A 19,571-nucleotide genomic window follows, 5' to 3' on the forward strand; every position below is an offset into this window, starting at 1 on the left:
CCAAAAAGGGACTCAATTTTACCAGTAAAAACAAAAATTTTCAATGTGTCAGGAAAAGGGAAATAAAGCACAACAACGTTTCAACTACATCACACCCCAAAAGACCGCGACCAACCTTGTGGGGCCGTCGTCTAGCTTGGATTAGGATACATGCTTGGGGTGCATGCGATCCTGAGTTCAAATCTCAGCGGCCCCACCACCACCTAATCCGCAGTTGTTTTGATTTGGTTTTAGTAGTTGTTTAGGGCGTCGGTGTATTCGTTGGGCTCTAGGGTTTTGGGGTCTGCTGCGGCTATGTTTTGGCAGTCGGCGGGTTTTTCTGGTTGGGCGGGTGTTGGGCAGGTGCCTTTGCATTGTGGAATTGGCGCGGATTTGGTTGAGCGCAGGATGTATCTGCCTTGTACGAGTTCGCCTAGGTACTCATTGTTTGTTGTCCAGACTTGGGTGCCGTCTACCCAGCCGATATAGTTGGATTGTTTGTCAAAAAAACGGTTTTGCCAAATAAACCCGAAATATTCTCCATTTAAACGGTAAATCGATTGTGTCAAAACTTTTTCACCAAAAATATTTGCCTTATGCTAGATAAGCTGTTTCGTTAGATATAAGGGCTGTGAACTGCTGGGTTGCAGATAAGAAAAGAGAAGAAAGAGGGTTTTATTCAAACCAGTTGTTGTCTGGGCGTACTTTGTTTTTTAGGTCCCAGGTGTTGATGATGCTGTCTGGGAATTTTAGGTGTTCGTCGTCAAAGCCGAATTTTCTGTAGAGGTATTGCCAAAAGCCGCAGTCTTGGGCTTCTCTTTCGGCAGAGTGTAATGTGCCGTTATCGTCCATGTAGTTGCCGTTGAATCGGGTAAACGTGTTGCCTCCTGCGCTGTCGCGGGTGTAGTAGTATCCATCGTCGGTGTTGTAGTATACTTCGTTGCCTTCTTTGTCCCAGCCAACTAGTAGCATTTTGCTCATGGGCAAGGGGGCAAAAGGTATGATTGAGCGCCCGTCTGGTCCGATGATGACTGTGGAGAGCTCTTTTATTTGGACGTTTCGCCGCTGGTTAAGCTCGCTTATCTGCTGGAAATAGCTCACTTCAGAATCCAACAACTTCATCACAGCATTCTTCGCAGACGAAGCAGGTAAAGACGACTTTACAAGCTCTGCAACCTGTTTTATCCCTTCAACTTGCTGTCTATTAAGGGTGTAAGCCGATTTGCCCTGATCAAACCTGTACTCAGGATTTGAACGGATGGCTTTTAGTTGATTTGCGATTTTTTCGGTTTGTTCTCTGCTTAAACCTTGACCGATATCTTTTGACATAGCAAAATCACAATACAGCCTAAACCGAACACGCTGATATCACTTTCGTTTATTTCCTAAACACGCAACTGTCTGGATTCGTTTATGCAAATTTTCGGCAGCAAATGATGCGTAAAAAACAGGCATGCCGTTGTTCCTGAAAAGCCAAAGCGTAAATCCGTCTGGCAGATGCAAGTGGCAGTTATGCTTTTTCCGTTTTAAGGAGTACAGAGCAAAATCCAACAGCGCCTTGAAGAATCAACCTCATCAAGGTCAAAGAACAGATGGGCATAACGCTACGTTACGTTTTGGGTGCCTTCGCGTATGTCTGCTATGTGGGGGAGGTTGCTTAGGATTATATGGCGTCTCCAGGGGCTGCGTATGGTGCGGGCAAGCTGATCCAACAAAAAGAGGGGTCGCCTGACGTGTTGATAGAAGGCGGCGTGAATCATTTCTCGTATTTCTTTTTGGGGCACTGTGTTTGGGGAAATCGTGCATACGCCCACGCCTGTTTCCCAATGCACCTCCTCACGTAGCAGACCCTTAGCCATGAATTCGTTCCAGATGTCATTTCCAGGATGTGCGCCCAAGATGTTGAATTGGGGCAGGTCTATGGGGACGCGTTTGGCAAAGTCTATGGTGTTTTGGATTTCCTTGCGGGTTTCAGTTGGGGCACCGACTATAAAGGAGCCGACGATGACGTCTACGCCTGCTTTTTTGGCGGTTCGCACCGCGTTTTCGGCTTGCTGGGGGGTTATGGTTTTGTTGTAGTAGTTTAGGATTCGCGGGTTGGCGTTTTCGATGCCAAAGTAGAGGATTTTGAGTCCTGCTTTTACCATTTCGTAAACTAGTTCGTAGCTGCAGTTATCGACTCTGCCCTCGCATATCCACTCAAAATCCAGCTTCTCTTTGCGCATGCCTCTGCAGATTTCTATGGCGCGTTTGGGGTTTAACGTGAAGCTATCATCCACAAAAATCAGTTGCCGGTAGCCTTCGTCGTAGAGCAGTTTTAGCTCTTCTAACGTGTTTTTTGCAGAGCGTGGACGCCAAAGGTTCTTGGCGATTTGGGTGCAGCTGCAAAAACGGCAACTGTAAACGCAGCCCCTGCTGGTGACTATGCTGGTAAACTTTTTAGGTGCCACATTTGCCCCCGCCATCAAACAATGATAATCAACATCTAGTAAGCCGCGGTTTGGGAAGGGCAACTCGTCAATGTTTTTTATCAGGGGCTGGTCAGGATTCTCTACTACCTCACCGTTGCGTCTAAAGGTTATGCCTTTTACCGCGTTGAAGTTCTCGCCGTTTTCTACTGATAACGCCAACTCCGTGACGGTTTTTTCGCCTTCTCCGCGAACCACCACGTCCACCTGCGGGTACTTTGCGAGGATGCGTTTTGCGTTAAACGTTGCGTAGTGATTGCCAAAGACCACTATTGTGTCGGGGCGTTTTTGTTTGATTTTGCTGCTTAGTAACGCTGCGGTTTGTCCTGAAGAAGCTAACGCTGAGAAACCTACCACGTCAGGTTCCTGCCTTAGAATCCATGCCACCGTCTCATCTACTGTCAAACCCAACCCGGGCTGGTCCAAAACTGCAACCTCCGCGCCCGCTTGCTCTAAAACCGCAGCCAAATACAAGATGCTTAACGGCGGAAACGCAGCTATAGATTTTCTAGCCTCACGGGGGTCAATTCCCTCATTAGGGCTAACACTAACAAGACAGAACCTCATAACGCTCGTTTAGTCTCTATCACCATAGTATGCAAATAAATCTTTAGGTAAACCACAAAACAGCAAAAACCAAAGAAAATAGCAAACAGGCAGTTAAACAAAAAAAGAGAAAGGGGGAATTGTTGGTTTTAGGTGTTTATTTTTTGCGTCGTAGGACCATTGCAACTGCTGCTAGGGCTACGATGATGATGGCTACTGCGGCTATGACGATGTAGGTTTCTGTTGGTAGGTTACCTGTTGTTGGTGGTGGGGCTACGCTTGGTGTTGGGACGACTTCGCCTGCTTGTGCTGCTTCTACGCCAACTGCTGTTTCTGCGCATGAGGGCCAGTAGGATTTTGTTCCGTCAAACGCTGCGACTATGGAGTATTCACAGTCTGCGTCTGGGGGTGTCCACATGGCTTTGAACATGCCGCTTGCGTCGCTTGTGACAGTTCCGATGGTTACTGTGTCGCCGTTAGAGGAGACAGCAGTTAAGGTTACGGGAACGCCGTTGACATCTTGTGAGAGTGGGTATTGCTTGTAGACGTATTTCATCCATTCAGTCATGTCTGCGTCAGCGATGGCTGGTAGGTCTTTGGCTCCTGGGGATTGGTCAGTAACGGTGCCTTCAATTAGGACGCTTCTGCCATACGATACAACTTTGGGTGAGGCGGAAACGATTGTTTCTGTTTCACCTTTGCCAAAGGCGTAAAGTTGCATGTCATAGGAGTCAAGGTCTACTAGGTAGCCGTCTGCGATTACTACGTAGGTTCCGTGTTGTACTGCGCTCCAGTGGGGTATGGTCCAGATTTCGTTGCCTTCATATGCATCGACACAGCGTAGTCTGGCGCCGCGTGGCAGAGGGTCAATGGGGGAGTGTTCGCTGGTTACAACGTAGACTTTTCCGTCAGCAATTGTGCCCATCTTGAGCGGGAAGTTCTGACCGTAGAGTCCTTCACCTGTGGGGTCTGAGGCTTCATATGTCCATTTTAGATTGCCGTTTGAGATGTCATAGCAGTAGATTACTCCGCCGTATCCGACTGTGTAGAAGTTGCCGTATGCAACTGCTGATTGAGGTTCAAAGATGTCCCAAGCAACTTGAGACTCGGTTGGTCCCCAGATCTGTTCACCAGTATCTAAGTCGTAGCCGACCCAGCGTATGGTTTCTTTTTCACGCAGTACGAATACGCCGTCTTCAGCGCTTACAACACCAGTTTGCATTGTAATGTTGCCAGCGGGTGCGTGGTAATCCTTGCGCCACATCAATTGTCCTTCTTCACCAGGCTTTAGGCTTATAGCCCAAACCGTCCAGGGGTCATAACTATAGTAGGTTGTTCCCAAGTTATAGCCGATGATACGGTCGTCTAGAACAGCCCAGATGCGTCCAGGCAAGTCAGTGGGTATGGATACGTTCCAAGTGTAGGGGTCTACAAGGAATTCGGGTCCACCTGCACCTGTAACTTCCCACATGTAGGGTTCGCTTACGTCAATGGTTGCTCCTGGCCAGAGCCTGTATTGCCAAGCGTCAGTTCCAAGGGGTCCACCGATGGGTATAGCGTCGCTTGAGTTCCACAGTGCCATCCAGCCGTTTCGGGTGTCAATTTGGTATATCAGGATTTCTCCGTTTGGACCAAAGGTTCGTGTTCCCGAAGGTACGCCTGTGAGGCTCATAATCCAGTCACCAGTGAAGGCATCGTACATATCCCAGCGGGCTGTGTCTCCACGTCCACCAGTTGCCCACAGATAACCAAAGGCTCCGTGCTGGTTGGGCGAGCTATAGTAGTAGATTTGTCCAAAGCTCAGCGTGGGGTAACCTTCCCAGTTACCGTATTGGCCACCACCGCCTGTTAATCGTACATCTACGGGGTCGCCGCGGCCTGTGCTGTTGTTGCGCCAAAGTTCTTCACCTGTTCGTAGGTCAACTGCTACGATGTCAGTCCAGTACTGTGAGTGTCCGTGACCGTATTCTTTGTAGTAGAGTACACCGTTAATGACAACGGGGTTTAGCCATCTGCCTTCATAGGCTAATCCTTGATGGTATGCGTGGGAGTCATATTCTGCGCCTCCGACAAGACCACCAAGAGATACGGGTTTGGCCCAGTTGATGTGTGCTGTTTCGGGTGCTCGGGTGTAGGCTGCGTATGCGTTAGTTGGGTTGCTTAGCCAGTTTCCTGCTATGGTGTTCCAGTTCCTGTGTACTGCGCTTATGGGGCGAGTCCAGTAGGTGTTGGAGTCAGGAACAGGAGTGTCTTGCCATGTTGGAATGGGGTCTGACTGCACTACCAACTCAACTTCCCAACTGTCGCTGGGTTCAAAGTAGTGGTCGCCAACGACGTTTAGCCATTGCCCAGCGGCAATTCCAACATCGGGGACATTAATTGTTTGCCCGGGGAAGTGCGCTGTGAAGGTGTAGGTTCCAATTTGGTCAGGGGTATATAGAGCCCAAAAGCCAGAGATGGTGTCTGCGGTGAATGGACCTAAAGTCTCGGTTGCACCGTCAGGTTCTCTAACTTCTATGGTTATACCCTGCCAAGGTGTACCACCCCAGCTTAAGGGGTATGGCGGGGTCAAGTCTAACCATCCAGTTACATATGCGGGCTGGTTGACTTGTACAGGATTTGGTATTGCAGTGAGGTAGATGTAGGGGGTCATTGTCCAGCTTTCAGCGTTAGTTGTGGGCAGGGTCATAAATGCCGACGTTGCCAGTATAGCTGCTAAGGTCAAAGTAACAACTGCAGTTTTCGATAAAGATTTGTTCAAGAATCTTTTTTCTCCTATTTGATAAGTAGGAACTATTTCCAATAGTACGGTTAATAAAACTTTGTAAACTATGTCTCGGTCTAAAGCCTCGGGTTTTTCTCAGTATGAGGCAGCGACTGATTTTTATTGAACAATTTGCAGTATTTTTTGTGTGATTAGACAATGAAGGTTATTGCGTTTAACGCAAGTGCACGCAAAGACGCGAATACTGCGGTTCTTCTTAACCGTGTCTTAAAAGTTCTCGAATCTGAAGGCATAGAAACCGAGCTGGTTCAGTTAGCGGGGCAGCAAATCCGCGGCTGCACAGCATGCCAAATCTGCAAAGAAAAAAAGAACAAACAATGCATCATCGAAGACGACAAAGTCAACGAATACATCGAAAAAATGCACGCCGCCGACGGCATATTACTGGGCTCGCCCACGTACTTTAGCATGATGACCCCCGAAATGAAAGCCTTAATTGACCGAGCAGGATTCGTCGCCCGCGCCAACGGGGACATGTTCAAACGCAAAGTCGGAGCAGCAGTTGTAGCAGTAAGACGCGCAGGAGGCATAGCCACGTTTGATGCCATAAACCACCTGTTCTTAATTAGCCAAATGGTAGTGCCTGGCAGCAGCTACTGGAACATCGGGGTAGGCGGCAAAAAAGGCGACGTAGAAAACGATCCTGAAGCTATGAAAACCATGAATGACTTGGGCAAAAACATGGCGTGGCTCATCAAAAAAATAAATGCCTAACCGCCTCTTCTTCTTTTTGAAATAAAAGGTGGGGGCTGTTTTTTTAGCCCAGTATGGTTTTTAGGTCTTCGTCTGCGGTTTTTGTGGGCATGATGTTAAAGTTGTCCACGAGCACCTGTAGCACGTTGGGGGTTATGAACGCAGGCAAGCTGGGTCCAAGGCGGATGTTTTTTACGCCCAAATACAGCAGTGAAAGCAGTATAGCGCAGGCTTTCTGTTCATACCACGACAAAATCATAGACAACGGCAACTCGTTGAGTCCCACGTTAAAGGCTTTAGATAGCGCCTGAGCAATAACAACTGCGCTGTACGCGTCATTGCATTGCCCAATGTCTAAGAGCCGCGGGATACCGCCGATGTCGCCTAAGTCTTTGTCGAAGAAACGGAACTTGCCACACGCCAACGTCAAGACCACTGTGTCCTTGGGTGCTTTCTCCACGAACTCAGTGTAGTAACTGCGTCCGGGTTTGGCGCCGTCGCATCCTCCGACAAGGAAGAAATGCCTGATTTTGCCTTGCTTTACGGCGTCTATGACTTTGTCTGCGACGTTTAGGACGGCGTTTCGGGCAAAGCCCACCATAACCGATTTGCCCTCGAAGTCTTCGGCAAAGCCAGGAAGCTCCAGCGCCCTCTCAACTACCGCTGAGAAGTCTTCACCGTCGATGTGCTTTACGCCTGGCCACGCTACGGGTCCTGTGGTGAATATGTTTTCTTTGTAGGTTTCGGCGGGTTTTTGGATGCAGTTGGTGGTCATCAGTATGGCGCCTGGGAAAGCGGGGAATTCGCGGATTTGGTTTTGCCATGCTGTGCCGTAGTGTCCGTAGAAGTGCGGGTACTTTTTGAGTTCTGGGTAGCCGTGGGTGGGGAGCATTTCGCCGTGCGTGTACACTGTGATGCCTTTGCCTTGGGTCTGCTTTAGAATCTGCTCCAAATCAATCAGGTCATGCCCCGAAACAAGAATAGCTTTGCCTTTCTTGTGTCCCAGAGGAACCTTTGTGGGAACAGGGTGACCATACGTTTTGGTGTTGCCCGCATCCAAAAGCTCCATGGCGCGGATGTTGATTTCTCCGCATTTAAGCGCCAACCCCACAAAATCGTTAACACCCAATTTGGGGTCTAACGTGGCGGCTAAACCTTCCTCTATGAACTCGAAAACTTTGGGGTCTTTCTCGTCGTACCGGTAAGCGTGATACGCATACGCCGCAACGCCTTTGATGCCGTAAATCAAAAGCCAATGCAGCCCCCGCAAATCAGGGTTCTCGGGCACGTCAGATTGGATGCCGACTTTTTTGCCCTGCAAAACCATGCCCTCTGCGGTGTCTGCTAACGTGAAATCCACGGCGGCTCCAAGGTCGGTTTTGCCGCCTGCGGCTTTGACTTTGGCTTTGAGAGCCTCACGCAGCTCCACGGCTTGTTTGATGTATCGTTGTATGAGGTCATCGGGGTCAAAATTAACGTTTGTTAACGTGGCAAAGGTTGCTTCTGCAATGAACACGTCGGTTTGCTCATCTACTACGCCGACTTTGCGTCCCTCCACTGCCAACTGCGAAACACCACGCAACACATAAATTAGCAAATCCTGCAAGTTCGCAACATCAGGGCTTTTTCCGCAAACACCAAACGCGGTGCAACCCTGACCCCGCGCAGTCTGCTCACACTGCCAACAAAACATCTCACTCTTAACTTGACTCACACATTTCACCTACCCAACCATTAGGCTTGGGCGCACATAGCAATTGTCCCGCACATATTTGGGATTCCAAAGAAACAGGTCACGAAACACAACAGCACCCACAGCCCCAATATACCACAAAGCGGATTTAACGGTTTACCCGCGCAGCCACACACACTTTGCGCTAAACGTACCCTACCCCTATAGGTTTTGTTGTTTGTGTTTTGGGTTGCTTTTGTTGCCCTGTTTGTCTAAAGCGTTGTGATTGCGTCTTTTTGCGTCACAAAAAGTCCTAAAAAGTCCCTATGCGTCACCATCTGCAAGGAGCCCTTCGCTTATGCCGCTGACTCAAGAAGTTGTTTTCAAAACGTGCCTGCAAAAAGGCAACCGCATCCAAATCCCCAAACAAATCCGCTGGCACTTCAAACTTGAACCCAACCAAACCCTACACGTCACCCTGCACCCCACAGGCACCCTAAAATGGGAACAATTCTACAGCCACACCGACAAAACAGGAAGAATCAACATACCCAAACTAACCCTCAACCAACTGCAAATAGCGGCTCAGCAAAACCCCGACGACGCCATCCTAGAAGTAACCCTTGAACCTGCATAAATAACAAATGACTTGTGGGCAAATATTTGTTTAGAAAACCTAAAGAGATACCGCAGATGATAAAGAAGTTAGGGTATAACTCGTGGACGTAACCGACGTTTGGAAAATACTAACTGAACCTCAATTTTGGCCTTTCTTCTTAGCCTTCTTAGGCGGTTACGTCATGATGAATATTTTTCTGGGAAGAAAAAAGGTAAAATCCTTTACTGAATTAGAAAGAATACTTCTCGCCTTTGGGCTTGGAACATTCGTTTGGTTCTGTTTCTTTTTACAACCCTTTTTTATCGCAAACTTTTGGTTTGGTATCTTAGGTGATGGCGTCTATAGTGTTTCAGCAGGTTTTTTCTGTTTGGTTACGGTAGTCTTTTCTCCAGTAATTAAATTATGGGGACCTTCAGATGAAATGAAAAAAACTGTGAAGACCCTTATGATTTTGGACATATTCTGCTTACTTGTTTTGTTCTTGGTTTGTTGTATGGTTCTATTTGGTTTGCCAAGTTATCCCACAGGCATTCTTACCTTAATAGAAAACTCTTGGGGAAGATTCTGGAAATATGTTCTTTTTGCGAACTTTTTTGCAATTCTTGGTTTCTACCTATTCTGGGCATACTTCATTGAGGGCGTTTTTACAACAAACTTCTCTCATCGAAGATTCATTAAAGGCAAACTGCCCAAATTTCTTCGTTATCTAAAAAACAGAAGTTCCAAATCAGCATTGATTTCTCTATTGGTTTGTGCACTTATGATTATGGGGTTATTGGCGGCTCCTTGGGATTTAGCTTCAGGGTTTTTTACGCCTGCTGTTCATGAAGAAACACAAATGTGTTTAGAAGAAAACTCGTTTGTTGTAGCTGACAGAATTGTCTATTTAAATGCAACGTGGATAATGGACAACCGAATTGATGTTGTAACGGACACATATTGTGCGTATTTAACTTCTTATTTGATTAAGCCGCCAAGTTTTCCGTGGGGATTAAAGGAATACTATATTGAGAATCCAAGCAATGCGAGTTTTCTTTTGGAGGACAAACCTTCTCCTCACGGCCATTATACTCCTGCATTAAGTGTGAACTGGCCTAAACTTGGAATAATTGTTCCCCCTGCCGTGTCAACTACTGTGTCATATCAAACAGGTTCCGAGAGTGAAATTTTCAGAGAAGTTAGCAGTATAGTTCTTTCTTTTGCTGATTTTACCGAGGGTTCTTTTTCGGCAAATTTAACATATTATCAACAAGTAGAAAGCGAAGGTTTAGCCCTTGTCTATCATGACCGTGTTCTTCAGGAACTTGAAGACGGCAATTGGCTAGAAACCCAGTATATAGATGTAGAAAACACTTCAAATGAGAGTTTTTACATACCTGGACTGTGGTATAATAAACTCAGTTCTGCTAACAGTAGCCAAGTATATAATGATGGCAAATTATGGGTTCAACATGGTTTGTATCGTTATGACGGAATAGCGATGGATATGGGTGTTGAGCCTCAAAGCACAAAAAACATTACCATACATATTATGCACACAGTCAAACCCGAATAAGTCAAAGAATTGATTATTACCCCCGTTTTTATGTCGTGAAACTGTGGCTTTTTGGTTCTTGAAAAAGTTTTAATATGTCTTGTGATAGAACATGGCGGGTGCAGTTGTGTTTGTGCATAAAAGTTATTTGGAGTACGATGTGGTTTTGGGTTGGTGGTTAGATGAGTGTTGTTAAGCGTGTTGTGCCTATTCTTCCTGAGCGGGTTGTTGATTTTGCTTGGGGTTTGATGCGAGGTCAATCCAAGTTTTCATCGTCTGATGTTGAGGGTGATGTTCATGGTCATCTGCGTCAGATAAGGCAGGATGTTCAAAGTCAGGTTAGGCAAGACCAAAGGGATTTAGCGGAGGCTAAGGCGGCGTTGGATGAAGCCAAACAGGCAGGTTCTGCAGATGTGGCGGCGTTAGAGAAGCAAACTCAAACGGCGCAGGCTCAGCTGGGGGAGTCACGCAAGGATTTAGCTTATGTAGATAATGTTCGAGCATCTCTTGACGCCACGGAAAAAAACTTAATCACCATCTTTAACGGAAGAAACCTCAATTTTGACCAAACTAAAGAAATAATGAAGACGCAAATTGAAAACATCAACTCCTCCGCGCGTGCCATGGCAAACTTTCACAGCGCATTGCCTAGGCTTTTTGCTACGGGCAGTGGAGCTGCGGGAACTGTGCTGGTAAGCTACATCTTGGAAACCTTCTTTGGCTATCAAGTGCCTGAGTTGGTTATAGCGTCCACGGCTGCCTTAGTCGCAAGCGCTTCCTACGGCATCTACCAATGGAAGATAGCGCCCAAAAACGTGAAACGCGCCCAACGCGAACTAATCCGAAACGACTACCAAAGCAACCTCTACTACCACGACTACATCCACCGAGTCTTCTACACCCTAAGTTCCCTATTCGACCAAACCCTCAACACATACGAAAACATCTACGACACCCCATATCAACCCGACAAATACGCAGACCTTGAAAACAGAAAAACGCTGGTCTGGTCAGTTCTGGGCACACTAGAAGGCATATGCGGAAAAGAATGCCCCCAAATACACGCAGACTACCACAACAACAAAATAACCCCCGAAATATGGCCAACCTGCGAAACCGCCCAAGGCTACAAAAACTGCGCACTATTCACCCGCAAAGAAACAAGCCCCACCGACCAAAACCAAACCTAACAACCAAAGCACCTGCTAAAAGAAACCGAAAAATACCCGTGCGCCTCTGTTTTGGGTATGCCACGCCTTGGCGTTATCATTCCTTCTTCGAACACCACTGTGGAAACCGAGTTCTCCAACGTTCTTTTTGGTTCACAAATTAGCCTGCACACGGATAGAGTTTCCCTAAGAGAAGTTACCGTAGAGGGGTTGTTGGATATGGAGCACGAGGTTGAGGCGGCTGCGGGGAGGCTTGGGGATGCGGCGGTGGATGCCGTTGCGTTTGCCTGCACGTCGGGAAGCCTAATCAAAGGCGTAGGTCACGACGCGGCAATAGCCCAGAAAATCGCTGCGGTTGCTCGGTGTCCTGTGGTTGTTACTTCAGGCGCCGTGGTACAAGCCCTCAAAACCTTGAACGCCCACAAGATTTCGCTGGCAACCCCCTACATCTCTGAGGTCACACACAAAGAAGTTGAGTTCTTAGAGCAGAGCGGTTTTGAAGTAGTCAAGCAGTACTCGTTGGGGTTGCGTGAGAACCTGCAAATCGGCAAACTCACCGCGCAAAACGCCAAAGAAGCCGCCCAAAAAGCCGATGTGACCGCGTCAGAAGCCGTGTTTGTTAGCTGTACCAACTTTAGAACATTTGAGGCAATTCCCGCGTTGGAAGCTAAACTGCAAAAGCCCGTGGTCACCAGCAACTCTGCCACTTTGTGGGGTGCCATTAACGTTTTGGGTGTGCCGTTTAAGCTGGGGTTGGGTTGTTTGTTTGAGGTTTAGGTTTCGTTTTTGAAGTAGTGTTCTAGCAAGCGGCGGGTGCCTCGGCGGGTGATTTCGGAAAGCGTTGAGGGGCTAATGCCGAGTTTGGCTGCAAGTTCGGTGGTGTCTATGCGTCGGGGGTAGTCGAAGAAGCCTCCTTTTAGGGCGAGCCAGAAGATGCGTTCTTGTTTTTCGGTGAGGACGCCTTTTTTGGGTTGGAATTTGCCCATTTTAAGGACAGTGATTTTGTGTCCTTTGTTTTCGATGGTTTTTATGATTTTTTGGTAGGCTTCAAAGCTGGGCACCATGAAGCTGTAGACTATGTTGCAGCCTTCGATGCTTTTGCCTGAAACCAAAAACGCGTCAAACGAAAGTATCGTGTTGCAAACGCCACAGCCCGTGCTCTCAAGCCAAATCGACGCTTTCCCGGCGCCCTTCCCCAAGACAGCTTTGAGTTCTGCAGGCGGATTCTTTACCTTTTTGACTTCGTCGGGGTCAAGCTCAACAAGGTGCTTCACCGAATTCTTGCTAGAACTTCGCACATCCACAACTTTTAGATGCGTTAGCCCCAAAGCCGAGCACCGCTTAGCCACGGAGCAGTCACGGTTTTCCACTTCCAAAACCACATGATACGGCGCACGCCACAAATCCTTCATAATAATCGACCCCTAAACGTTGCTGTGCAGGGATAATAACTGTTTTCACAATCGCTACCATGGCAGATTTGCGTTTTGGAAAAGTGTAAGGAGTTTAGTAAGGGCTAAATAGTTCCGCTCGTATGTTCGGTTGGTACTTTCAGAGGACGGTTAGATATGGAAAAGTTTTCAGAGCTTGTTCTTCGGCTTGTAGAAGCTACTTGTAACCATGAACGTTACCGTGACGTTGAATGCATAAACATGATAGCCAGCGAAGGTGTAAAGTCGCCTGCTGTTAAGCAAATGCAAGACCTTGCCTCTGATTTAGAGGGCAGATACGCAGAAGGAGAAAACAACTTAGAGGGTCACGTTAAGAAACGTTACTATCAAGGTCAAAAGTACATGAGCCAAATTGAAGACCTTGCCACCGACATCATGAAAGACCTCTTCAAATGCAACTGGGCAGACACCCGCATCGTCTCAGGCACCCACGCCAACCTTGCCACCTTCAAAGGACTCGCCCTTGCCACGAAAAACCGCAAAATGGTCGTCACGCCTCTAAGCTGCGGCGCCCACATCAGCCACGACTACACAGGCCTTGCAGGCAACGTCCTAGGCCTAGAAAACATCAACCACGTTTACGACCTAAACGAATTCAACATAGACCCCGACCGCTCCGAAGATGTCATACGCGCAGCCAAACCAGGCATCGTAACTTTTGGCGGCAGCCTCTTCTTGTTCCCCCACCCAATCAAGGAACTCAAAGCGGTCTGTGATGAAGTCGGCGCTTACGTAGCTTATGACGCCGCGCATGTTTTGGGGTTAGTTGCAGGCGGCGTTTTCCAAGACCCCTTCAAAGACGGCGCAGACATCATATCCGCATCCACCCACAAAACTTTCCCTGGACCCCAAGGAGGAGTCATACTGGGCAACTTGGATAGCCCACGCATGGAAAAAGCCATCAAGAAAATCCAGTTCGCCGTGTTCCCCCTAAGCGCTTCAAGCACCCATTTGGGTAGACTCCCCGCACTAAGCATCGCAGCTTTGGAGATGAAGCTTTTCGGAGAAGAGTTGGCAACGCAAATCGTCAAAAACGCCCAAGCGGCGGGTCAGTACCTGTACGAGAACGGCGTTAAAGTCATCTGCGAACACAAGGGCTTTACGCAGTCACATCAGCTCGCCGTGGATATTCGCAGCTATGGCGGCGGAAACAAAGTCGCCCAAAACTTGGAGGACGCAAATATCGTGTTGAACAAGAATCTGCTGCCCTATGATGACCAAGGCAGTAAAGGCGACCCCTCAGGACTGCGCGTCGGCTTCCAAGACGTCACCCGCCACGGCATGCGCGAAGGCGACGTCAAACACCTCTGCGACCTCATGCTTGATGTCATCAAAGAAAAACGTACCCCCGCACAGGTCAAAGAAGATGTGATGGCTCTGAAGAAAGAGTTTAGCACCGTGAAATATGGTTTCCAAAGCTTAGACGAAGCCTTAGCCTACGTCAAGAAAATGTAGAAACACTGCACTTCCAATTTTTTGCTCTTTTTATTTTTCTTTTGTTTTTGTCCTTGAAGCTGTTTGGAGTTTGGCGGGGGGCTTTTGTGCTTTGCACCATCGTTGTTCAAAGTATTCCTGAAGTATGTCTATTAACACGGGGTTATTTGCCCATAGGCTGGGGGTTTTTGCAGGGCAAAAGGGGGCAGTATTGAACAGGGTTTCTTTTTTGTCAAACAAGGCTAACGTGACAGGCAAAGATGTGAATGTGTATCTTACGCTAAATAACTTGTTTTTTTCTAGGTTCAGGATGTTTTGGGTAAGCGTTTCTCCCTTGTTTAGGTAGATAAGCGCTCGGACGGTTATGCCCCGTTTCATAAGCCGCTTAAAGTTGGCGACTATGTGGTCGATTATTTGCACACCAGATTTCCAGTAAAAAAGAAAATCGTAGCAGCATTGGCTTCGATTTCTCATTTCAGCCATTTTTCTGCCAGTCGCTCGACCCTCAGGAACTAACACGAATTGGCAGTCCTCAGCGCCAGAGTCTTCAACGTTTTCTTTGTACTTCTCAATTATTGTTTTTGTCTTATCCTCAATTTCTTGGTATTCTCTTGCTTTATGCTCAAGCAACATCGAAATACCTTCACGCATAGGAACTGCCTTGAAAAAATTTGGCACCGTTATGGTTTTTTCAACAAGTTTAAGTTTTTGAAGTTTAGGCATCACACGATAGACGTTTGCGCGGTCTAGGCTTGCTGAATTTGAAATTTTTTTTATGGTAGCTTTTCCAAGTTTGGCTAAGGTAAGGTAGACTTTAGCCTGCATGGCAGTAAGCCCCAACTGCGTTAACACTTGCGTGTCCTCTTCTTGGACGGGCAGCACATTCTTCTCTCCATACTAGAACAGTAATTTGTCTCTAATACATGTACAGACTTAGCTTTTGCGCTAGTGCACGTTACATACGCCTACGCTTAAAAGCCGTCCACCACCACAGTAGGCTAAACCTTTCAAGGAGAAAAAAGAATGAAAAACAAAAAACCAAATGCAACCATAATTCTTGGTTTGTTCCTAATATTGACCATCGCTCTACCGCTGTCTACTTTGCCTACAGCTAACGCGCACACTCCATCGTGGGAAATCCCAACTTATGCATACATAACCGTTACACCTAACCCGGTAGGTGTTGACCAGAGCATGTTCGTTATCATGTGGCTTGACAAAGTTTTGCCTAACGCCGCCGTAGATAATGACATCAGATTCCATGATTACAAGCTTACCATTACAAAGCCGGATGGTTCCACAGAAAACAAAGAATGGCCAATTGCTTATGATACTACTTCATCACAGTTTACGCTTTATACTCCTACTCAAGTTGGAACTTACACGTTCAAGTTTGAGTATGCAGGACAAGTGTACACATGGGATGGAGCATATCAAGATGACACCTACCTGCCAAGCAGCGCAGAAACCACTCTCACTGTACAGGCAGAACCAGCAACTGGCGCACCAACATACCCGCTACCTGACACTTTCTGGACAAGACCAATTGAAGGACAAAACACCGCATGGATTAGCATCACCTCAAACTATCTAGCTCCAAACACCGCTGGATTCATGGCTTTATCAAACCGTCTACAACCCGATGGTTTAGCCCCCGGTAGTGCTCACGTAATGTGGGCGAAGCCTCTTCAAGACGGAGGGCTTGTCGGAGGAACCAACACAGGCATCTACGGAGCATCATACTACACTGGACTCTCATACGAAGGCAGAATTTCCTCACCCCTAATCATGAACGGAAAACTATACTATTCATTGCCGTTAAGTGACAGCATCGTAGGCGGAATGGGCACCTCCCTAGGAGGCGGCTACGTCTGCGTAGATTTGCTAACTGGAGAAGAGATATGGAAACAAGACTACACGGTCTATCCATCATTTGGCCAAGTCTACGACTATGAGTCATCCAATCAACACGGAGTTATCCCCTACCTTTGGGCTACTAGCGGCTCAACATGGATTGCCTATGAACCCTCAACTGGAAGTTGGCTGTTCAATTTGACAGGCGTCCCGTCGGGCAGCAACGTTTACGGCCCTAGCGGTGAGATACTACGCTACGTGCTAAACAATGGCAATAACTGGTTAGCTTGCTGGAATAACACTGCAGCACAGGGATTGCCTGACTCAACTTCTGGAGCAGGTATGTACTACTGGAGACCAGTTGGAAAAGTTGTTGACGCAAGCGAAGCTTACTCATGGAACGTGACAATACCCGATTTGCCTGCAGGCTCAACAATTGCCTCAGTCATCGTAGGCGACATGCTACTTGGTTACACACCAACTTCACCCCCAGGACAAAGATGGGGCACAACAGACCCGTACACGTTCTGGGCGATAAGCCTAAAGCCTGAAACAAGAGGCGAGCTACTCTGGCAAGAAGACTACGCAGCACCCGAGGGAAACATAACCCGACTACTCTATGCAGTGGACAAAGACACCCGAATATTTTACATGGCAGACAAAGAAACCATGCAATGGCTAGCATACAGCATGGATAACGGCGCCAAACTATGGGGACCAGTCGGAGATACACGTGACTTCAACTATTACGGAACTGTCGGCATGGGAGGCACAGGTCAAGCAGGCTTTGCAGCATACGGTAACCTGTACACGTCTGGATACGGCGGAGAACTCTTCTGCTATGACAGCCAAACAGGAAACCTCGTATGGAAATACAACAACACCAACAGCGGCACCGAAACCCCATGGGGACTGTACCCGTTGTTTATAGGAGCTATTGCAGACGGCAAAGTCTACTGTTACAGCACGGAACACTCACCTAACACGCCACTATACAAAGGCGAAAAAGTACGATGCATCAACGCAACCAGCGGAGACGAAATATGGACACTAATGAGCTGGGCTGGCGTAGGCTCCTTTGGCAGCGAAGGCTTCCCAGTTGCAGACGGCTACATGATGTACCTGAACCACTACGACGCTCAAATATACACACTCGGCAAAGGTCCAAGCGCAACAACAATCGAGGTTTCACCTAAAGCCGCAGATTCAGGCGCAACCATACTAATCGAAGGCACCGTAACCGACACCTGCGCAGGCGCTAAGAAACTAGTAGAAACAGGCGAATTCAACATTGTCCCAGCCATGTCCGACGAAAGCATGGGCGAATGGATGGAATACCTCTACATGCAAAAGCCATGCCCAACTGAACCAACCGGAGTTCAAGTAAAAGTAACAGCTATCGACCCTAACGGCAACACCCAAGACATCGGAATCGTAACTAGCAACGCAAACGGCAACTTTGCAGTCGCATGGGTACCCCCAGTTCCAGGACTATACACTGTCACAGCCACCTTTGAAGGCTCCAACTCTTACTATCCATCAATAGCAGAAACAGCATTCGTAGTCTCAGAAGCACCCTCAGCATCAGCATCACCCACAGCCACACCACCAACATCAGCAACTGCACCACCCACAACTGCCCCAAGCACTTCACCTTCCCCAAGCGTTGCGCCTCCACCAACTAGTGAAATGCCAACCACCACCTACATCGCCATCGGAATAGCCATAGCAGTCATCGTCATAGCAGCCGCAGCCCTAGTACTTAGAAAACGCCAATAAACAAATGCAAAAAAAACTTTCCCCCTTCCCTTTTTTAGTCACACAAAAAGCAAATCCAAAATGGGCTGAATGGGCTCTGGTTAAGCGGATGATAATGCGTTAACAGCAAAAATCACTGCAAAGGGTTTCTTTCTCTCATAGTTTGGTTCCAGAGCCCCAGCAAACCCCACGTAACTTCTTGGCATAATATCGAGATAAGCTTTGTAGCAAAGTTCGAGATTGGTTTATTATTGAGTACGTAAATCTCTTACACTGCAATTCAGAGGCTCCAAAAGATGAAAGTTCTGCTAAATGATGGTTTAGAAAAAGAAGGCGTAAAGCTGTTTGAAGACTTCAACATTGAAGCTGACACGCAAAAACGCAGCGCCGAAGAACTTGTAGATCAAATCGGCAATTTTGACGCGTTAATTGTTCGCAGCGCCACGAAAGTTACCCGCGAAGTAATTGAAGCAGGCGTTAGGGGCAACTTGAAAATCATTGGCAGGGCAGGTGTAGGTTTTGACAACATTGACGTTGAAGCAGCTTCCGAAAATGGAGTTGTAGTGAAAACTGCGCCGTACGGCAACACCAATGCCGTTGCAGAGTTAACGTTGGGTTTGATGCTAAGCGTCTCACGTAACATACCCCAAGCCCACCAAGCCCTCAAAAGCTGCGTGTGGGAAAAAAAGAAACTCAAAGGCACTGAACTTTCCTACAAAACCTTAGGCATTATAGGCTGCGGCAAAATCGGGCAAAGAGTCGCCGACTTAGCCAGACGCGGCTTTGACATGGACATCATCGGCTTCGACATCTGTCCCTGCCCCGAATCCAAAATAAAATACGTCACCAAAGACCAGCTCCTCTCCAAAGCCGACTACATCACCATCCACACAGGCGGCCAAACCGCCATAATCGGAGAAAAAGAACTCGCCAAAATGAAACCCACCGCATACATAATCAACACCAGCCGAGGACCCAACATCAACGAAAGCGACCTTTACGCTGCGCTCAAAGAGAAAAAAATTGCAGGCGCCGCTTTGGATGTTTACTGTCAAGAACCCAAAGGCGAAGGCTCAGAATTCAAAAATAAACTCGCCGAGTTGCCTAACGTCGTCTTGAGTTCGCATTTGGGGGCTTCCACAGTTGAAGCACAACGCGAAACCTCACTGGAGATTGCTCGCGTCGTTTCAGGTTACCTGATGGGTGGCGACTTTACCAACGCTATAAACGCAGGCGAAAGCTTAGAGCATGAAGAAAAAACCGTTTATCCCTTGTTCATCCATCACCGTGACGTGCCAGGCGTGTTTGCAAATATTGACAGGGTTTTGGCGGAAAATGACATTAACATTCGGGCGAACTATTCACGGCAGGTTGGCAAGAGCGGTTTTGCGATTTCGGTGTATGTGGTGCATACGAAGGTTTCGGCGAAGACGCTTGAGGTTCTCAAGAAAATCGAGAACGTGTGCGACGTCAAGATTTAGGTGCTTCGTCCACTTTTCCCCCATTTTCCTCGACAGTTTTTCTAACAAACGCCCATAAAGTGAAGAAACGTCCAACAGGTTCAGCGTTTTTGCTTATAAACATTTAAATAATTTGCACCCTTGGTTTT

15 protein-coding genes and 1 tRNA gene are annotated in these 19,571 nt (G+C 47.6%); 9 read left to right on the forward strand and 7 right to left on the reverse strand.

Features of this window, described 5'->3' with window-relative positions; translation table 11 throughout:
• Positions 1 to 120 precede the first annotated feature (120 nt).
• Positions 121 to 199 (forward strand) — tRNA-Pro (locus NWF04_05695).
• A 31-nt stretch (positions 200 to 230) separates the two neighbouring features.
• On the opposite strand, the gene NWF04_05700 is transcribed toward NWF04_05695, so the two are convergent.
• The 4 genes from NWF04_05700 to NWF04_05715 form a co-directional block, all read right to left on the reverse strand.
• Entirely contained in the window at positions 231 to 548 is a 318-nt protein-coding gene (locus NWF04_05700; protein MCW4006071.1) for a hypothetical protein, read from the reverse strand.
• 106 nt (positions 549 to 654) lie between these two features.
• Positions 655 to 1,308: a hypothetical protein gene (locus tag NWF04_05705; GenBank protein ID MCW4006072.1), complete on the reverse strand. Its 654-nt coding sequence runs from the start codon at positions 1,306 to 1,308 to the stop codon at positions 655 to 657.
• 275 nt (positions 1,309 to 1,583) lie between these two features.
• The gene (locus NWF04_05710; protein ID MCW4006073.1) at positions 1,584 to 3,014 is read right to left on the reverse strand and encodes a B12-binding domain-containing radical SAM protein; all 1,431 of its coding nucleotides are present in this window, start codon (positions 3,012 to 3,014) and stop codon (positions 1,584 to 1,586) included.
• 136 nt (positions 3,015 to 3,150) lie between these two features.
• A complete protein-coding gene (locus NWF04_05715; GenBank protein MCW4006074.1) occupies positions 3,151 to 5,754 on the reverse strand; it encodes a PQQ-binding-like beta-propeller repeat protein in 2,604 nt (867 codons plus the stop codon).
• 162 nt (positions 5,755 to 5,916) lie between these two features.
• Here NWF04_05715 and NWF04_05720 point away from each other — a divergent pair, with 162 nt between their 5' ends.
• Positions 5,917 to 6,492, forward strand: a complete 576-nt coding sequence (locus tag NWF04_05720) for a flavodoxin family protein (GenBank protein ID MCW4006075.1) — start codon at positions 5,917 to 5,919, stop codon at positions 6,490 to 6,492.
• A 43-nt stretch (positions 6,493 to 6,535) separates the two neighbouring features.
• Here the strand turns inward: NWF04_05720 and hcp are convergent, their stop codons facing one another.
• Entirely contained in the window at positions 6,536 to 8,164 is a 1,629-nt protein-coding gene (gene hcp / locus NWF04_05725; protein ID MCW4006076.1) for a hydroxylamine reductase, read from the reverse strand.
• Positions 8,165 to 8,501: 337 nt separating this feature from the next.
• Here hcp and NWF04_05730 point away from each other — a divergent pair, with 337 nt between their 5' ends.
• From NWF04_05730 to NWF04_05745, 4 genes are all read left to right on the forward strand, one after another.
• Positions 8,502 to 8,780 (forward strand): hypothetical protein, encoded by a 279-nt coding sequence (locus NWF04_05730; protein MCW4006077.1) that lies wholly within the window; start codon positions 8,502 to 8,504, stop codon positions 8,778 to 8,780.
• Between the two features lie 82 nt (positions 8,781 to 8,862).
• Positions 8,863 to 10,317 carry a hypothetical protein gene (locus tag NWF04_05735; protein MCW4006078.1) on the forward strand — a complete coding sequence of 485 codons (1,455 nt, stop codon included), beginning with the start codon at positions 8,863 to 8,865 and terminating at the stop codon, positions 10,315 to 10,317.
• 161 nt (positions 10,318 to 10,478) lie between these two features.
• A complete protein-coding gene (locus tag NWF04_05740) occupies positions 10,479 to 11,486 on the forward strand; it encodes a hypothetical protein (protein ID MCW4006079.1) in 1,008 nt (335 codons plus the stop codon).
• Between the two features lie 57 nt (positions 11,487 to 11,543).
• Entirely contained in the window at positions 11,544 to 12,242 is a 699-nt protein-coding gene (locus tag NWF04_05745) for an aspartate/glutamate racemase family protein (GenBank protein MCW4006080.1), read from the forward strand.
• On the opposite strand, the gene NWF04_05750 is transcribed toward NWF04_05745, so the two are convergent.
• A complete protein-coding gene (locus tag NWF04_05750) occupies positions 12,239 to 12,877 on the reverse strand; it encodes a helix-turn-helix domain-containing protein (protein MCW4006081.1) in 639 nt (212 codons plus the stop codon). The two genes, NWF04_05745 and NWF04_05750, sit on opposite strands and share 4 nt — an antisense overlap.
• Before the next feature lie 156 nt (positions 12,878 to 13,033).
• On the opposite strand from NWF04_05750, the gene NWF04_05755 reads away from it, so the two are divergent.
• Entirely contained in the window at positions 13,034 to 14,371 is a 1,338-nt protein-coding gene (locus NWF04_05755; GenBank protein MCW4006082.1) for a serine hydroxymethyltransferase, read from the forward strand.
• Positions 14,372 to 14,401: 30 nt separating this feature from the next.
• Here NWF04_05755 and NWF04_05760 read toward each other — a convergent pair whose 3' ends face one another.
• Positions 14,402 to 15,232, reverse strand: a complete 831-nt coding sequence (locus NWF04_05760) for a hypothetical protein (protein MCW4006083.1) — start codon at positions 15,230 to 15,232, stop codon at positions 14,402 to 14,404.
• Positions 15,233 to 15,373: 141 nt separating this feature from the next.
• On the opposite strand from NWF04_05760, the gene NWF04_05765 reads away from it, so the two are divergent.
• Together NWF04_05765 and NWF04_05770 are read left to right on the forward strand one after the other, a co-directional pair.
• Positions 15,374 to 17,983 carry a PQQ-binding-like beta-propeller repeat protein gene (locus tag NWF04_05765; protein ID MCW4006084.1) on the forward strand — a complete coding sequence of 870 codons (2,610 nt, stop codon included), beginning with the start codon at positions 15,374 to 15,376 and terminating at the stop codon, positions 17,981 to 17,983.
• Positions 17,984 to 18,258: 275 nt separating this feature from the next.
• Complete coding sequence (locus tag NWF04_05770; protein MCW4006085.1) at positions 18,259 to 19,443, forward strand: ACT domain-containing protein; 1,185 nt, start codon at positions 18,259 to 18,261, stop codon at positions 19,441 to 19,443.
• The last annotated feature ends 128 nt before the right edge of the window (positions 19,444 to 19,571 follow it).

It is taken from the genome of Candidatus Bathyarchaeota archaeon (assembly GCA_026014465.1).
Classification (GTDB): domain Archaea; phylum Thermoproteota; class Bathyarchaeia; order Bathyarchaeales; family Bathycorpusculaceae; genus JADGNF01.

What these genes read in the sequence shown, in the direction of transcription:
- NWF04_05705 (MCW4006072.1), bottom strand. Translation starts at nt 1,308, where the DNA reads ATGTCAAAAGATATCGGTCAAGGTTTAAGCAGAGAACAAACCGAAAAA.
- NWF04_05710 (MCW4006073.1), bottom strand. Translation starts at nt 3,014, where the DNA reads ATGAGGTTCTGTCTTGTTAGTGTTAGCCCTAATGAGGGAATTGACCCC.
- NWF04_05720 (MCW4006075.1), top strand. Translation starts at nt 5,917, where the DNA reads ATGAAGGTTATTGCGTTTAACGCAAGTGCACGCAAAGACGCGAATACT.
- hcp (MCW4006076.1), bottom strand. Translation starts at nt 8,164, where the DNA reads ATGTTTTGTTGGCAGTGTGAGCAGACTGCGCGGGGTCAGGGTTGCACC.
- NWF04_05730 (MCW4006077.1), top strand. Translation starts at nt 8,502, where the DNA reads ATGCCGCTGACTCAAGAAGTTGTTTTCAAAACGTGCCTGCAAAAAGGC.
- NWF04_05740 (MCW4006079.1), top strand. Translation starts at nt 10,479, where the DNA reads ATGAGTGTTGTTAAGCGTGTTGTGCCTATTCTTCCTGAGCGGGTTGTT.
- NWF04_05745 (MCW4006080.1), top strand. Translation starts at nt 11,544, where the DNA reads ATGCCACGCCTTGGCGTTATCATTCCTTCTTCGAACACCACTGTGGAA.
- NWF04_05750 (MCW4006081.1), bottom strand. Translation starts at nt 12,877, where the DNA reads ATGAAGGATTTGTGGCGTGCGCCGTATCATGTGGTTTTGGAAGTGGAA.
- NWF04_05755 (MCW4006082.1), top strand. Translation starts at nt 13,034, where the DNA reads ATGGAAAAGTTTTCAGAGCTTGTTCTTCGGCTTGTAGAAGCTACTTGT.
- NWF04_05765 (MCW4006084.1), top strand. Translation starts at nt 15,374, where the DNA reads ATGAAAAACAAAAAACCAAATGCAACCATAATTCTTGGTTTGTTCCTA.
- NWF04_05770 (MCW4006085.1), top strand. Translation starts at nt 18,259, where the DNA reads ATGAAAGTTCTGCTAAATGATGGTTTAGAAAAAGAAGGCGTAAAGCTG.